At 72.3% G+C, this 15,835-nt stretch carries 12 protein-coding genes; 4 read left to right on the forward strand and 8 right to left on the reverse strand.

Going from position 1 to position 15,835, the window contains the following annotated elements:
* Positions 1 to 413: 413 nt before the first annotated feature.
* Both typA and ACFWJB_RS16170 read right to left on the reverse strand, forming a co-directional pair.
* Positions 414 to 2,330: a translational GTPase TypA gene (gene typA, locus ACFWJB_RS16165; RefSeq protein ID WP_385470270.1), complete on the reverse strand. Its 1,917-nt coding sequence runs from the start codon at positions 2,328 to 2,330 to the stop codon at positions 414 to 416.
* 154 nt (positions 2,331 to 2,484) lie between these two features.
* Positions 2,485 to 4,743, reverse strand: coding sequence for an ABC transporter substrate-binding protein (locus ACFWJB_RS16170; protein WP_386922861.1), 2,259 nt, complete (start codon positions 4,741 to 4,743; stop codon positions 2,485 to 2,487).
* Positions 4,744 to 5,065: 322 nt separating this feature from the next.
* Here ACFWJB_RS16170 and ACFWJB_RS16175 point away from each other — a divergent pair, with 322 nt between their 5' ends.
* Genes ACFWJB_RS16175 through ACFWJB_RS16190 form a run of 4 tightly spaced genes read left to right on the forward strand, consistent with a single transcriptional unit; the run spans position 5,066 to position 8,938 of the window.
* Positions 5,066 to 5,356, forward strand: a complete 291-nt coding sequence (locus ACFWJB_RS16175; protein WP_385470267.1) for a hypothetical protein — start codon at positions 5,066 to 5,068, stop codon at positions 5,354 to 5,356.
* Positions 5,357 to 5,376: 20 nt separating this feature from the next.
* Entirely contained in the window at positions 5,377 to 6,210 is an 834-nt protein-coding gene (locus ACFWJB_RS16180; protein ID WP_385470265.1) for a hypothetical protein, read from the forward strand.
* A gap of 26 nt (positions 6,211 to 6,236) precedes the next feature.
* Positions 6,237 to 8,174 (forward strand): fumarate reductase/succinate dehydrogenase flavoprotein subunit, encoded by a 1,938-nt coding sequence (locus ACFWJB_RS16185; protein WP_386922863.1) that lies wholly within the window; start codon positions 6,237 to 6,239, stop codon positions 8,172 to 8,174.
* Positions 8,171 to 8,938 (forward strand): succinate dehydrogenase/fumarate reductase iron-sulfur subunit, encoded by a 768-nt coding sequence (locus ACFWJB_RS16190; protein ID WP_385470261.1) that lies wholly within the window; start codon positions 8,171 to 8,173, stop codon positions 8,936 to 8,938. Before ACFWJB_RS16185 ends, ACFWJB_RS16190 begins: the two co-directional genes overlap by 4 nt.
* A gap of 15 nt (positions 8,939 to 8,953) precedes the next feature.
* Here the strand turns inward: ACFWJB_RS16190 and ACFWJB_RS16195 are convergent, their stop codons facing one another.
* The 6 genes from ACFWJB_RS16195 to ACFWJB_RS16220 form a co-directional block, all read right to left on the reverse strand.
* Positions 8,954 to 10,141 carry a hypothetical protein gene (locus ACFWJB_RS16195; RefSeq protein WP_385470259.1) on the reverse strand — a complete coding sequence of 396 codons (1,188 nt, stop codon included), beginning with the start codon at positions 10,139 to 10,141 and terminating at the stop codon, positions 8,954 to 8,956.
* A 241-nt stretch (positions 10,142 to 10,382) separates the two neighbouring features.
* Positions 10,383 to 13,043 carry a SpoIIE family protein phosphatase gene (locus ACFWJB_RS16200; RefSeq protein WP_385470258.1) on the reverse strand — a complete coding sequence of 887 codons (2,661 nt, stop codon included), beginning with the start codon at positions 13,041 to 13,043 and terminating at the stop codon, positions 10,383 to 10,385.
* A 269-nt stretch (positions 13,044 to 13,312) separates the two neighbouring features.
* Positions 13,313 to 13,744: an ATP-binding protein gene (locus ACFWJB_RS16205; RefSeq protein ID WP_385470256.1), complete on the reverse strand. Its 432-nt coding sequence runs from the start codon at positions 13,742 to 13,744 to the stop codon at positions 13,313 to 13,315.
* 132 nt (positions 13,745 to 13,876) lie between these two features.
* Positions 13,877 to 14,299, reverse strand: coding sequence for a (deoxy)nucleoside triphosphate pyrophosphohydrolase (locus ACFWJB_RS16210; protein ID WP_385470254.1), 423 nt, complete (start codon positions 14,297 to 14,299; stop codon positions 13,877 to 13,879).
* A 63-nt stretch (positions 14,300 to 14,362) separates the two neighbouring features.
* Entirely contained in the window at positions 14,363 to 14,554 is a 192-nt protein-coding gene (locus ACFWJB_RS16215) for an SPOR domain-containing protein (protein ID WP_385470252.1), read from the reverse strand.
* Positions 14,555 to 14,944: 390 nt separating this feature from the next.
* On the reverse strand, positions 14,945 to 15,697 hold the full coding sequence (locus ACFWJB_RS16220; RefSeq protein WP_385470250.1) for a GntR family transcriptional regulator: 753 nt from the start codon (positions 15,695 to 15,697) through the stop codon (positions 14,945 to 14,947).
* Positions 15,698 to 15,835: the final 138 nt, after the last annotated feature.

Consider the following 15,835-nt stretch of genomic DNA (forward strand, 5'->3'; position numbering starts at 1 on the left):
ATCCGGACAAAGGGTTTGGTGAGAGATCACTGCGAAACGGACTTGTTACACATCTATCGGGAACGGGTGCCCGCATAGCGGACGCCCGTGTCAGGAAAAGAGATTGCGAGTAACGTGCCCGCCGTGCAGGGTGCCCCAGGTGTGCCCCGCGCCCGCCACGCTCCGTGCACACGGACGTCGGCCACGGTGACACCGGTCCCCGCGCCACCGGCCCCTCCGGGCGCGTGACTTCCGGGCAGGGTAGTGCGAGCCGGCCCCCCGGACGGCATCCCCGCACGAAATCGAGGGTTTTCCCTACGCTCCCGCGGTCCCCTCTCCGGAGCGGTCCCCTCTCCGGAGGATCGCACCCCGGCCACGAAAACGGCACCGGGCACCCCAGGAGAGGGGTGCCCGGTGCCGTCCGGCGGGTGGGATCAGCCGTGCTTGGCGCGGCTCGCGGCGCGGGCGCGCTCACGGGCGTCCAGGTTCACCTTGCGGATGCGGACGGCCTCGGGGGTCACCTCGACGCACTCGTCGTCGCGGCAGAACTCCAGCGACTGCTCCAGCGAGAGCTTGCGCGGCGGGACGATCGCCTCGAACGAATCGGCCGAGGACGACCGCATGTTGGTGAGCTTCTTCTCCTTGGTGATGTTGACGTCCATGTCGTCGGCGCGGGAGTTCTCGCCGACGATCATGCCCTCGTACACCTCGGTGCCGGGCTCCGTGAAGAGCACGCCGCGCTCCTGGAGGTTGGTCATCGCGAACGCGGTGACCGCACCCGAGCGGTCGGCGACCAGCGAGCCGTTGTTGCGGGTCGTCAGGGTGCCGAACCAGGGCTCGTGGCCCTCGTGGATGGAGTGGGCGATGCCGGTGCCGCGGGTCTGGGTCAGGAACTCGGTACGGAAGCCGATCAGACCGCGGGAGGGCACGACGAACTCCATGCGCACCCAGCCCGAGCCGTGGTTGGACATGTTGTCCATCCGGCCCTTGCGCACGCCCATGAGCTGCGTGACCGCGCCCATGTGCTCCTCGGGCACGTCGATCGTCATGCGCTCGACGGGCTCGTAGGTCTTGCCCTCGACCTCCTTGGTGACGACCTGCGGCTTGCCGATGGTCAGCTCGAAGCCCTCGCGGCGCATCTGCTCGACCAGGATGGCCAGCGCCAGCTCACCGCGGCCCTGCACCTCCCAGGCGTCCGGACGCTCGGTGTCCAGGACGCGCAGCGAGACGTTGCCGATCAGCTCGCGGTCCAGACGGTCCTTGACCTGGCGCGCGGTGACCTTGCGGTCCTTGACGACCGCCTTGTTGTCCGCGCCCTTGCCGGTGGCGCCGCGGCCGACCAGCGGGGAGGTGTTGGTGCCGATGGTCATGGAGATCGCCGGCTCGTCCACCGTGATCAGCGGCAGCGGGACCGGGTTCTCCGGGTCGGCCAGCGTCTCGCCGATCATGATCTCCGGGATGCCCGCGACGGCGCAGATGTCACCGGGGCCGGCCTTCTCGGCGGGCTTGCGGGTGAGCGCCTCGGTCATCATCAGCTCGGAGATCCGCACGTTCTGCACGGAACCGTCGCGCTTCATCCAGGCGACGGTCTGGCCCTTCTTCAGCTCGCCCTGGTGCACGCGCAGCAGCGCGATGCGGCCGAGGAAGTTGTCGGCGTCCAGGTTGGTGACGTGGGCCTGGAGCGGGGCGTCCTCCTCGTAGGTGGGCGCCGGGATGTGCTCCAGGATCGTCGAGAAGAACGGCTCCAGGCTCGTGGAGTCGCTCGGGACGGTGCCGTCCTCGGGCTTGGTGAGGGAGGCGACGCCGTCGCGGCCGCAGGCGTAGACGATCGGGAACTCGATCTGCTCCTCGTCGGCGTCCAGGTCGAGGAAGAGGTCGTACGTCTCGTTGACGACCTCGTCGATCCGGGAGTCCGGGCGGTCCGTCTTGTTGATGCAGAGGATGATCGGCAGACGCTGCTGGAGCGCCTTGCGGAGCACGAAGCGGGTCTGCGGCAGCGGGCCCTCGGAGGCGTCCACGAGGAGGACGACGCCGTCGACCATCGACAGACCGCGCTCGACCTCGCCGCCGAAGTCGGCGTGGCCCGGGGTGTCGATGATGTTGATGGTGATGACGTCGCCGCCATCCTTCGGGTGGTACTTCACCGCCGTGTTCTTGGCCAGGATCGTGATGCCCTTCTCACGCTCCAGGTCGTTCGAGTCCATCATGCGGTCGTCGACGGAGTCGAGCTGGTGCGCGGCGAAGGCACCGGCCTGCTTGAGCATCCCGTCGACGATGGTGGTCTTGCCGTGGTCGACGTGGGCGACGATGGCGACGTTGCGGATGTTGTGACGCGTAACAGACACAGCCATGTGTGGCGTACTCCCGGAGGGTGTGAGGACGGCCCTCGCGGACGTCCGTGTCACGCGGGCCTGCCGGGCGATACATGCCACGGCCTCACCCAATGGTACGGGGCCGCGAGGGCTGGAGCTTGCCGGGCCGTGCGCGGGGGGCCGCCCCGCCCGCTCAGGACGACGGGCCGGCCGACCGCGGCGCGCCCTCGGCGCCCTTCTTCAGGAAGCCCATGTCCTCGTACACCGGGGTCCCGAAACCGAAGGCTCCCGCGTTGACGAGGTTCCTGCGGGCGGCGGTCAGCTGGGGCCGCTGGTAGAGGGGAATGGAGCCCGCCGCCGCCCAGATCCGCGAGTCCGCCTTGCGCAGCAGGTCGCGGGCCTCCCTCTCGTCCAGCGTCGCCAGGGCCTGGTCGAAGAGCTGGTCGACCTGGTCGGTGCCGACCCGGGTGTAGTTCTGCGCGACGTTCAGGGAGCCGTCGGCGGCCGGCACGGGCTTGGCGTAGATGGGGCGGGCGTCGGTGGCGGGGAAGGCGGTGGTCGGCCAGGAGTAGAGGGCCAGGTCGTACTCGCCGGAGGCGATGTGGTCCTTGAAGTAGCTCTCGTCGGAGACCTTGGTGACGTCGGTGGTGATGCCGACCTTCTTCAGCATGCCGGAGATGCGGTCGGCCACCGTGCGCAGCGCGTCGGAGCCGGGGCCGGAGGGGAGCACGAAGCGCAGGGTGAGGGCCTTGCCGTCCTTGGCCATCGGCTTCACCGCCGGGCCCGCCGGGGCGGCGGTGCCCTTGGGGGCGTAGGCGCCGGGGGCACCGCCCTGGGCGGTGTTCTTCTCGTTCCGGTGCTTCTCGCCGCTCTCCTCGTCGCTGTCGTCGTTCTTGTTGTCCTCGCCGACGATGTAGGTGCCGTCGTCGCCGCCCTCGGACTTGTCCTCGTCCTTGTCGCCCTTGCCGTCCCTGTCGCTCTCGTCGCTCTTGTCGCTCTTCGACTTCTCGCCCTCGGCGCCGGCCGCCTTCTCCTCCTTGTCCACGGGCCCGCCGGGCACCCACCCGGCGTCGGCGAGGAGGGCGCGGGCCTCCTTGGCGTCCTGGTCGCCGAGCGCTCCGCTGTTGTCGGCGTACACGGGCTGGCCGGACAGGGCGAGGTGGCTGCCCACGGGCTCGGCGGGCAGGCCCAGCGGGCCCAGGACCGCCCTGGCCAGTGCGCGGCGGTCCAGGGCGCGGGCGACGGCACGGCGGACGCGCTCGTCGGCGAGGGGGCCGTCGGCGCCGTTGAGGGCGAGCTGGGTGTAGGCGGGCTCCAGCGACTTGCGGAGCTCGAATCCGCGCAGGGCCTGCTGCCGGCGCTCGGCCTTCTCCGCCGCCTCGCGGCGCTCCTCGCGGGCGAGGGTCTCCTCGTCGGCGGCCTCCTCGTCGGAGCCGTTGGCGACGGCCCAGGAGCGCAGGTCGTCCGCGGCGGACCGCTTGCCGTCCTGGCCGGACGCCGGCGTACCGCCCGGTCCCGCGGCGGGGCTGCCGCTCGCGCCCATGACGGGGCTCCCGGTGCCCGCGTCCCGGGGGCCGGCGGCCACCGCGACCTCACCGGCGGTGTCCGGGTCGAGCTCGGCCAGGTCCACCTCGCCTGCGGCCAGTGCGGAGACCCGCTTGTCGCGCGGGACGGCGCTCAGCACGATCTCGGAGAGCTTGGGCTGGTCGCCCCACCAGCGGGGGTTGCGGGTGAGGACGATCTCGTCGTCCTTGGTGTCGGCCTTCTTGACGGCGAAGGGCCCGGCGGTGACCTTGAGCTTGCGCCGGGCTCCGTCGTTGAAGGAGTCCGGGGTGCCCATGACGTCCTTCGGGTACAGCGGGGTGAACAGCGACTTCCAGTCCGCGTAGGGCCGGCTGAAGGTGACCTTGACCTCCAGGTCGTTGGCACCGCGCTCGATCTTCTGGATGCGGTCGTAGCCGGCGTTGCGGGCGGTCCAGTAGGCGCTGTCCCTGCCGGACAGCGCGCGCCACTGGGCGGCGAAGTCGGCCGCGCCGATCTCCCGGCCGTCGCTCCAGACGGCCTGCTGGTCGAGCTTGTACAGGACGACCTGCTTGGGCTCGGTGTCGACGACCTTCGCGGACTCCAGGTAGTCGGCGTTGCGCACCGGGCGGCCGGTCGCGTCCGTCCGGTACATCGAGGGCAGCACGGCCTGCGCGACGCGGGCCGTGGTGGCGTCGGCGTCCGACTGGAAGGTGTTCAGGGTCTCCGGCACGGAGTCCACGGCCCAGTGCAGGGTGCCGCCGTCGGCGATCCGGGCGCGGTCCGCCCGGGCGATGTCCTGCCCGGCGAGCGGCTTCCCGGAGGGGTCCTCGGAGCTGCAGCCGGCCAGCGCGGGGAGCGTGAGCACACCCGCGGTGAGGAAGACGACCGAGCGCGTGACCGCGCGAGGTCCGACGCCGACGTGGGTCATCTGTGCTACCTCCGGAAGGCCGCGGGGATGGTGATCACGTCCGTAGTGATCGCTTCTAGCGGTATATGAGGTTGATCATTTGTATCCGTGCGGTATGCGGCCACTGAAGAGGAAACGGTTCGGCTGCGCGGGGAGACACGGCGGTGGCGGTGCGCAAGCCCACCCGTGCGGCGCAACGCACCGCCTCGCGCACCCGTACGCCCCGGCCAATCGGTGCACGTCCCTTCCCAGCGGCGGGTGTGACGCGCGACACTCTCAGGCGCATGAACGTCGCCGTCCAGGGCCGGCCGGGTGCCGCGCCCAACGGAAGTGAGGTCACGTCATGTCCGTGCACGACGACCTGTCATCCCTCCAGCGCTGCCTCGACGACCTGTCCCGGTCCGTGAGCCGACTGGCACAGCAGCTCGGCGGCGACGGCCTGGAGATGCGCCGGGTCCGCACCGACGCCGACCATCTGCGGGAGAGCGTGGCGCTGCTGCGCGCGACGGCCGCCTCCCCCGTCGCGGCCGAGCGGTCCGACCTCGTCCCGATCCCGGACACGCCGTACGACGGCTCCCTGTGGACGGACTCGGACGACGAGGGCCTCGGCGCCCGCGACCGCCGCGCCCCCTGACCCCGATCCGGAGCCGACCCGTGGCCACTGGAACCGAACCACCCGGAACGGAACCCCGCCCCCGCGGCGGCGTCCACTCCCCGACGCGCGCCGCCATCCGCGCCCCGCACCTGCGCACCGACCGCTGGTGGCTGGCTCCGGCCGCGACCGCCGCGGGACTGCTCGCCTTCGTCGTCTACTCGACCTGGCGGGCCTTCGCGAACGCCGACTACTACGCGGCCCCGTACGTCTCGCCCTTCTACTCGCCCTGCCTGGCGGAGAACTGCGAGCCGATGCGGGCCGGCCCGAACTGGGGACTCCTCGGCACCTGGTGGGGCATCTCCCCCGCGGTCATCATCCTGATCTTCCCGCTCGGCTTCCGCCTGACCTGCTACTACTACCGCAAGGCCTACTACCGGGGCTTCTGGGCGTCCCCGCCGGCCTGCGCGGTGGCCGAGCCGCACAGGAGGTACACCGGCGAGACCCGCTTCCCGCTCGTCCTGCAGAACGCCCACCGGTACTTCTTCTACGCGGCGCTCCTGGTCGCGGGCATCCTCACCTACGACACCGTGCTCGCCTTCCGCGACGAGCACTACGCCTGGGGCCACATGGGCCTGGGCACCCTGGTGTTCCTGGCGAACATCGGGCTGATCTGGGCGTACACCCTGTCCTGCCACTCGTGCCGGCACATCGTCGGCGGCAAGCTCAGGCACTTCTCCCGGCACCCGGTGCGCTACCGGATGTGGCGGCTGGTGGGGCGGCTCAACGCCCACCACATGGCCCTCGCCTGGGCGTCGCTGCTGAGCGTGGCGCTCGCCGACTTCTACGTGTACCTCGTCGCGTCCGGCGTCTTCGACGATCCGCGCTTCTTCTGATGAGTTCCGATGAGTGAGGCCTTCTGATGTCCGTGGTCGACCGGCAGGAGTGGGACGTCGTCGTGGTGGGCGCGGGCGGCGCCGGACTGCGCGCCGCGATCGAGGCCCGCGAGCGGGGCGCCCGTACGGCCGTGATCTGCAAGTCGCTGTTCGGCAAGGCGCACACCGTGATGGCCGAGGGCGGCATCGCCGCGGCCATGGGCAACGTCAACTCCGGCGACAACTGGCAGGTCCACTTCCGCGACACCATGCGCGGCGGCAAGTTCCTCAACCAGTGGCGGATGGCCGAGCTGCACGCCCAGGAGGCCCCGCAGCGGGTGTGGGAGCTGGAGACCTGGGGCGCGCTGTTCGACCGGACCCGGGACGGCCGGATCTCGCAGCGCAACTTCGGCGGCCACGAGTACCCGCGCCTCGCCCACGTCGGCGACCGCACCGGCCTGGAGCTGATCCGCACGCTCCAGCAGAAGATCGTCTCCCTCCAGCAGGAGGACTTCGCGGAGACCGGGGAGCACGAGTCCCGTCTGAGGGTCTTCCAGGAGTGCACGGTCACGCGGGTGCTCAAGGACGGCAACCGGGTCTCCGGGGTCTTCGGCTACGAGCGCGAGTCGGGACGCTTCCTCGTCCTGGAGGCGCCCTCGGTGGTGATCGCCACGGGCGGCATCGGCAAGTCCTTCAAGGTGACGTCGAACTCGTGGGAGTACACCGGCGACGGGCACGCCCTGGCGCTGCTCGCCGGTGCGCCGCTGCTGAACATGGAGTTCGTGCAGTTCCACCCGACGGGCATGGTCTGGCCGCCGTCGGTCAAGGGCATCCTCGTCACCGAGTCGGTGCGCGGCGACGGCGGGGTGCTCCGGAACTCGGACGGCAGGCGCTTCATGTTCGACTACGTCCCCGACGTGTTCAAGGAGAAGTACGCCGAGTCGGAGGAGGAGGGCGACCGCTGGTACGACGACCCGGACCACAACCGGCGCCCGCCCGAACTCCTCCCCCGCGACGAGGTGGCGCGGGCGATCAACGCCGAGGTGAAGGAGGGCCGAGGCTCCCCGCACGGCGGGGTCTTCCTGGACGTGTCGACCCGGATGCCGGCCGAGGTGATCAGGCGGCGGCTGCCGTCGATGTACCACCAGTTCAAGGAGCTGGCCGACGTCGACATCACGGCCGAGCCGATGGAGGTCGGGCCCACCTGCCACTACGTGATGGGCGGTGTCGCCGTCGACTCCGACACGGCCGCCGCGCGCGGGGTGCCGGGACTGTACGCGGCCGGTGAGGTGGCCGGCGGCATGCACGGCTCCAACCGGCTCGGCGGCAACTCCCTGTCCGACCTGCTGGTGTTCGGGCGCCGGGCGGGCCGGCACGCGGCCGAGTACGCGGCGGGCCAGGAGGCCGGTGCGCGGCCCCGGGTGGACGACGGCGAGGTCGACGCCGCCGCCGCGGAGGCGCTGCGGCCGTTCTCCGCCGAGACGGAGGGGCCCGACGACGGGCCGCCGGAGAACCCGTACACCCTCCACCAGGAACTCCAGCAGACGATGAACGACCTGGTCGGCATCATCCGCCGGGAGCCGGAGATGAAGCAGGCCCTGGAGAAGCTGGCCGAGCTGCGGGTACGGGCCCGCCGGGCCGGTGTGGAGGGACACCGGCAGTTCAACCCGGGCTGGCACCTCGCCCTCGACCTGCGCAACATGCTGCTGGTCAGCGAGTGCGTGGCGCGGGCCGCGCTGGAACGCACCGAATCGCGCGGCGGGCACACCCGCGAGGACCATCCGTCGATGGACCGCCGGTGGCGTCCGGTCAACCTGCTGTGTTCCCTGGCCGACCCGACGGGCCACCTGGCGGCGACGGACCCGGAGCGCGGCCGGATCAGCCTGGAGCGGCAGCCCACCGAGCCCGTCCGCCCCGACCTGCTGGCCCTCTTCGAGAAGGAGGAGCTGGTCAAGTACCTCGCCGAGGAGGAGTTGTCCGAATGAGCGGCTACGAGGCCGGCTTCAGGGTGTGGCGGGGCGACGCGGAGGGCGGTGGCCTCGAGGACTTCCGCGTCGAGGTGAACGAGGGCGAGGTGGTCCTGGACATCATCCACCGCATCCAGGCGACCCGGGCCCCCGATCTGGCCGTGCGCTGGAACTGCAAGGCCGGCAAGTGCGGTTCGTGCTCCGCGGAGATCAACGGGCGCCCGCGGCTGATGTGCATGACCCGCATGTCGGTCTTCGGCCCCGAGGAGACGGTCACCGTCACCCCGCTGCGGGCCTTCCCGGTCGTCCGCGACCTGGTGACGGACGTCGGCTTCAACTACACCAAGGCCCGGGAGATCCCGGCGTTCGTCCCGCCCGCCGAGCTCGGGCCGGGCGAGTACCGGATGGCGCAGGAGGACGTGGACCGCTCGCAGGAGTTCCGCAAGTGCATCGAGTGCTTCCTGTGCCAGGACACCTGCCACGTCGTCCGCGACCACGAGGAGAACAAGCCGGCCTTCGCCGGTCCGCGTTTCCTGATGCGCGTCGCCGAGCTGGACATGCACCCGCTGGACGCGGCCCCGGAGGCCGGCCTGGACCGCGGGCGCACGGCCCAGGACGAGCACGGCCTCGGCTACTGCAACATCACCAAGTGCTGCACGGAGGTCTGCCCCGAGGGCATCAGGATCACGGACAACGCGCTGATCCCGCTGAAGGAGCGGGCCGCGGACCGCAAGTACGACCCGCTGGTGTGGCTGGGGTCGAGGATCAGGCGCCGCTCGTAGCGGCCCGCGGCCCGCTCAGCGGACCCAGCCCTCGCGGTACGCCGTCCAGTCCTCCTCCGTCGCCGCGAAGTCGATGTACGCGGCGACACCGAAGCGGGCTCGGTCGGCGTCCGTGCGGGACAGGCCCAGCCGGACGCCGCGGACGGCGGCGCTGACGGTCTCGGCGTGAGCCCAGTGGCCGAAGCGGTTCTCGTGGTAGAAGGGCAGGCCCATCAGCAGGTGGGTGGTGGGCGGCGTCACCTCCAGGGCGAGGGAGGTCTGCTGGGCGACGTAGCCGCCGTACAGGCTCTCCAGGGGCTGCATGGTGTCGTACGACATGACGGCGATCTGGTCGACGCGGCGGGCGACCTGGCCGAAGAACTCCTGCGACCACCACTTGGGGTGCCCGGCGACCGTGCCCCAGAAGGAGTGGAAGCCGGGGAGCGGGTCGATCTGGTGGGCGGCCACCGAGAGCTGTGCGCCCTCGGCCCGGGTCACGGCGCGCAGGTCGTCCAGGAGGGACAGGTAGTTCCGGTCTCCGGAGTGGAGCGGCTCCAGGTCGAGGTGGACGCCGTCGTACCCGACGTCCAGGACCTGCCGGGCCGAGCCGACGACCGCGGCCCGGGTGGCGGGCTTCTCCAGCCGCATGCCGTCGGGGCTCTCGGTGGCGAGGACGTCGCCGAGGAAGGCCTGGACGCGGACGCCGGGCATCTCCCGGTGCACGGCGTCGGTCAGCCAGCGTGCCCTCGGGTACAGCGACTTCGGCAGGGTGCCGTCGTGCTCCATCGGGCCGGTGTGGACGTACAGGTCGCGGATGCCGGTCGTCCTCAGCCGGCGGGCGAGGGCGGTGAGGTCCGCGTCGTCCTTGCGGCCGTCGACCCAGGCGTGGCCGAGCCAGACCGCGTCGCGGTTCCGGGTGTACGTGCCGTCGGCGGGGTCGCCCATGTAGTTCACCCGCAGGGCCGTCCCGGCGGTGAGGAGCGGGACGATCAGGACGAGCAGGACGGCGAGGACCGTCCGGCGGAGGCGGCGCAGCCGTCGTCTCCGCTTCGGGTGCGCCCCCGCGCCGCCCGCGCGGCCCTCGCCGTCGCCCCCGGGCGGCCCCTGCGTGCCGTCCTCACCGCCGGCGCCCGCGGGGGCGGTGGGTTCGGGGTCGGTGGACTTCGGGTCCGTGCTGCCCGGGGCCGTGCTTCCCGGGTCGGTGTTCGGCTCCGTGCGCTCCACGGCGTTCCCCTCCCTGTGGCCGTCCCCGGTCGCGGTGGCCGGATCCGGCGCATACGCTCCGAGCGTGTTGCCAGCGGGGACGACTCGAACCGGTGTTCCGGTTGCGGTCAGGGGTGTCACGTGATGATCACCGCGGACCTGGTGCCGCCCCTGGTCGCGGCCGGGGCGGCCCTGGCGCTGGCCGGATGCGCCCGGGCACGCCGCACCCGGCGCGCCCGGACCCGTACGACACCGGGGCGCGTCAGAAGAGGCTCAGCAGAGCCTCCGCCGGGTCGGTCAGCCGGGTGTCCTCGCCCGGCAGCGGCAGTTCGAACCACACCGTCTTCCCGTGCGGCGTACGGCGTGAGCCCCAGGCCGCGCTGAGCAGGCCGACCAGTTGCAGGCCGCGGCCGCCCTCGTCGGTGTCGCGGGCGCGGCGCCGGCGGGGCTGGACCAGGCCGGAGTCCCAGACCTCGCAGACCAGGGTGCGGTCGAGCAGCAGACGGAGCCTGATCTCGCCCTCGCCGTACCGCAGCGCGTTGGTGACCAGCTCGCTGACCAGCAGCTCCGCGGTGTCGACCAGGGGCTCCATGTCCCAGCTGAGGAGCTGCGCGCGGGCGTACTCGCGGGCCCGGCCCACACTGCGCGGTTCACGCGGCAGGGTCCAGTCGCCGACGGACTCGGCGGGCAGACCCTGGACGCGGGCCATCAGCAGCGCGATGTCGTCCTCGCCGTGGTGGCTGCCCAGGGTGTCGAGGACCTGGTCGCACACGTCCTCCAGGGGACGCGTGGGGTCGGTGAGCGCGCCGACGAAGGCCCGCAGACCCTCGTCGAGGGGGTGGTCGCGGCTCTCGACCAGTCCGTCCGTGTAGAGCGCGAGCAGGGCGCCCTCGGGCAGTTCGACCTCCACCTCCTCGAACGGCTCGCCGCCGACGCCCAGCGGCAGACCCGGCGGCACGTCCAGCATCAGCGCGGACTCGCCGGGCTCCACCAGGACGGGCGGCAGATGGCCCGCGTTGGCGAAGGTGCAGCGCCGGGTCACCGAGTCGTACACGGCGTACACGCAGGTCGCCAGGTAGACCTCGGACAGGTCGGCCTCGCGGGGCCGGCGGGCGGCCCGCGTCGCCTGCTGCACGCCTCCGGGGGCGCCGAGTCCGCGGGCGATCTCGTCCAGGTGGGAGAGCACCTCGGCCGGTTCGAGGTCGAGCTGCGCCAGCGTCCTTACGGCGGTGCGCAGTTCACCCATCGCGACGGCGGCGCGCAGTCCGCGTCCCATGACGTCGCCGACGACCAGGGCGGTGCGGTGACCGGGGAGTTCGATGACGTCGAACCAGTCGCCGCCGACCTCGCTGGGCCGGCCGGTGGCCGCGTTGCCGGGCAGGTAGCGGCAGGCGATGTCGAGGCCGGAGGCCTCCGGGTCGCCGGGCGGGAGCAGGGAGCGCTGGAGGATCAGCGCGCGTTCGTGCTCACGCCGGTACAGGCGGGCGTTGTCGATGCAGACGGCGGCCCGCGCGGCCAGTTCCACGGCGAGGTCGCGGTCGCGGTCCCCGAAGGGCTCGCTGCCCTTGGTCCGCGCGAACTGCGCGAGTCCGACGACCGTGTCGTGGGCGACCATCGGGACGGCGAGGGTGGACTGCACGAGACCGCCGTCCTCGGCGGGCACGACGCGCGGGCGGGCCGTGCGCAGGGCGTCCGCGCAGGGCGAGTTGAACGGGTAGTGGTGGACGGCGCCGAGCTTGACCCGCTCGCCGGCGCCGTGGAAGGGAGCGTCGGAGACGGCGCTGGAGAAGGCGACCCGGCGCAGTTCGGCGCTGCCGTCGGCGAGGCCGGGCGGGGTCTCGTCGCCGGCCAGGAGGCCCTGGTAGAGGTCGACGGTGGCCAGGTCGCAGAAGCCGGGGACGACGACGTCGAGGAGTTCGCGGGCGGTGGTCTCCAGGTCGAGCGAGTTGCCGATGCGGGCACCGGCGTCGTTGAGGAGGGCCAGGTTGCGCCGGGCGGCGGCGGCCTCGCGGGCGGCGGCGCGGCGGGCGGTGATGTCGGTGCCGAGCCAGGCGATGCCGATGGGCCGGCCAGAACCGCTGTGGACGCGGTACAGGTTGACGGACCAGTGGCGGCGCTCGTCGGAGCCGGGCACGTAGCCCGTGACGTGCATGTCGGTGATGGACTCGCCGGTCTCCAGCACCCGGCGCAGGGTGGCGGAGACCCGGTCGGCCTCGGCGCGCGGCAGGTAGTCGTGGACGCCCTTGCCCCGGTGGGTGTCGGGCGTGCCGCCGAAGATGGAGGCGAACCGCTGGTTGGCGCGGCGCACCCTCAGCTCGGGGTCGATCAGCAGGAACCCGAACGGCGACTGGCCGAATATGGCCTGCGAGGCGGCGAGGTCGGTCTCGATGCTGCGCAGGGTGCGGACGTCGACGACGATGCAGACGGCGGCCTTCTCGCCCTCCTCCGTGCGGGTCGGCATGACGTAGACCTCGGCGAGCCCGCGCGGCCCGCGGCGCTCCCGCCCGTCCTCCCCGGTGCCGACGGCCGGTGCCCGGAAGGGGACCACGCCGGTCCACTCCCGTCCGTCGAGGATTTCGGCCATCTTGCGCTGGCCCCGTTCCCGCAGGTCGGGGTCGATGAAGGTCTCGATGGGGTCGGTGCCGACGGCGTGCTCGGCCGGGATGCCGAGCAGCTGCTCGGCGCGCAGGCTCCACTGGTCGACGAGGCCGTCGGCACCGATGGAGAAGGACGCGACCTTGATGTAGTCGTACATGGAGCCGGGGGGGCTGCTCTGCCACACGGCGTCACCGGACGGCACGTCACCGGACGGGCCGCCGCCGAATCCGGTGCCCGTCGCAGCGCCGGCGGCGCCCGCGGCGCCGTTCCTGGCATCGTCCGACGGACCCTCGGACCCCGTGGCCCTCGCTGGTATCTCGCTCACGCGAACCGTCCCCTCCAGCTCACCGCACCCGGCACCGGTCACCGGGGGCGGCTGCCCGCAGTATCCAGCACTACGGCGCCGCACGACACGGTGTTCACGATCACAGCACGGTCCCGATGCTTTTCGGTCCGGACCGTGACAACACTTCCAGTCTTCTAACCAGCGGACACGGCATCGAATCACGTACGTCGACAACTGCCACTGGCCGGATCCGGTCGGCCGGCGGGCCGGTACCGCATGTCGGGACATGTCGGCACGGCCCCCGCGCGTCATTCGGGCACCACGAGCTCGAACCAGACCGTCTTGCCGGCCCCTCCCGGGCGGGTGCCCCAGCGGCGGGCGGAGGAGGCCACCAGTTGCAGGCCCCGGCCGCTCTCGTCCTCGGGGCGGGCGGCACGTTCACGGGGCGGATCCGGGAGCGGGTCGGAGACCTCCACGAGGAGGACGCCGTCCAGGCCGTCGGGGCAGAGCACGAGGCGGACCCCTATGGGGCCGGTGGCGTGCCGCAGCGCGTTGGTGACCAGCTCGCTGACCAGCAGGGCGGCGATGTCGCCGACGCTGTCGAGGCCCCAGCCGCGCAGCCGGTCGCGGACGAGGGAGCGCGCGGTCCGCACGGCGCCCGGCTCCCCCGGAAAGACCCACTCGACGCAGTCGTCCTCGGTCTCGGTCACGCCGCTCACTTCCCCGGCCGGCCACCCCACCCTGTCCGATTTCGTGGGGTTAAGTGGCCCATACCCGATATCTGCGGCCCGGTACCGTCCGAAAAGAGACCCGGGGCCCTACGGGCGCATGGAAGCACCGGCGGCGTACGGGGGCGGTCGCCTCCGCTTCTCCTACGCGCCCCGCGCGTCGCTGTCCGCCGGGGTCAGGTGCGCGAGCGCCCGTTCGACGGCCGGCACGTCCTGGTCGAGCCAGGGCACGTCCCAGATCTCGGCCGGGGTGAGCCAGCGCAGGACGTCGTGGTCCTGGAGGGGTTCGGGGGCGGCGGAGCCGGGCAGCAGGCGGGCGGTCCACACCTGGAGGACGTACGGGGGCCGGAGCGGCCACTGCCCGGGAACGCGCTCGCCGGTCCCGGCCGTCACTCCGAGTTCCTCGCGCAGTTCGCGCACGAGGGCGGCCTCGGGCGTCTCGCCCGCCTCGACCTTGCCGCCGGGCAGCTCCCAGCGTCCGGCCAGCTCGGCCGGCGCGCTGCGCCGCGCGGCGAGCAGACGCCCGCCGTCGACCAGCGCGGCGGCCACCACGATCCGTTCCGTCATGGAGCGGAGCCTAGTTGCCCGGCGGAGCCGGGCGGTGTGGCGGTGGTGCGGTCGTGCGCCGGTTCAGCCGGCCGGGCCGGTGGTGTCCGGGCCGAGCTTCTCGACCCGGTAGAGCTGCTTGTGACCGCGTCCGTCGAGGGTGTCCGCGATCTTCTGGGCCTCGGCCCGGGTCGCGTACCTGCCCACGCGATAGCGATTGCCGTTGTCGTCCTGGCGGAAGACCAGCCAGGGAAGAGTGACCGTGCTGTCGTTCATCGCGCCCCTCCGCTTCCCACCCGCGGTCCTCGCGACGCCCCGCCCGCCGAGGAAACCGCACTCCGCATATGCCCGAGCCTACGCCTAACCTTCACGCACCGAATACGGCTTTTCACGAAGAGGTACGCAACCAGCCATAACGCAGGGGGCGCACGATACCCAACGCGCCGTCCAGGGACACCGATGCTTCCGGTCAGGGGTATGTGCGGCGGTACGGAGGCGACCTGCGAGAACGACCGGAAGACCACGGTGCGGGGCAGGGAGGCGGGACGCTTCGGCGCGGCGCCGACGCGGGCGAGGGGGCGCGAGAGGCGCGCGGCGGCGTGCGCCATCTCACAGCGTGGCGGGCCCGGTTGGCGGCGGACGGCCGCCGTCGACGGGCCCGCGGCCCTACTTGACGGGCAGGTGGTAGGCCACCTGGTACCGGTCGGCCGGGACGACCACGTCGGCCGTCTCGACCGCGCGGCCCGAGGCGTAGAAGGTGCGCCGGACGACCAGCACCACGTGCCCCGGGACGCCGCCGAGGGCGAGCAGCTCCTCGGCGAGGCCGGGGCGGGCGCCGACCTCCTCGGTGACGTTGTCCACGACGACGTCGATGGCGGCCATCCGCTCGACGACGCCCATGCCGCCGAGCGGGCCCTCCTCGGGCAGCATCACGGGGGTGCGCCCGGTGAGGTCGAGCGGCTCCCAGGAGGTGGAGAGCATCATCGCCTCGCCGCCCTCCCGGAAGACGTACCGCGTGCGCATCACCCGGTCCCCGGGCTTGATCCCGAGCCGCTCGGCGACGGCACCGCTCGCCTCGGTCTGCTCGCTGCGGGACTCCCAGGTGCCGCGCGACCCGACGTCGGCCTGCTCCTGCCGGAAGGGCGTGGCGCCCCCGGCCGGCCGGTATCCGGAGCGGGCGATGCGCCGGGGCTCGGGCCGCTCGCGCACATAGGTGCCGGAGCCCGAGCGCCCCTCGACCAGTCCCTCCGCCATGAGCACCTTGCGTGCCTCCAGGGCGACGGTGTCCGAGACGCCGTACTCCTCGCGGATCCTGGCCTGGGAGGGGAGGCGGGTGTGCGGGGCCAGCAGGCCGTCGACGATCTTCTTGCGGAGATCACCCGCGACACGCAGGTATGCCGGCTGCTCACCGAATGTCACTGGCCGCTCCCATCAGCTTGTACAGACAGCAACAGCGTCGCAACCGTACGTTGTGCCAGGCAAGCGAAGGCCAGAGAATCACTCGAAGTGATGACGTGTGCCCCCGGGAGGCTTCACGCAGGCACTTTCTCCCCGCTG

Source organism: Streptomyces sp. NPDC127100, assembly GCF_042724095.1.
Classification (GTDB): Bacteria; Actinomycetota; Actinomycetes; order Streptomycetales; family Streptomycetaceae; genus Streptomyces.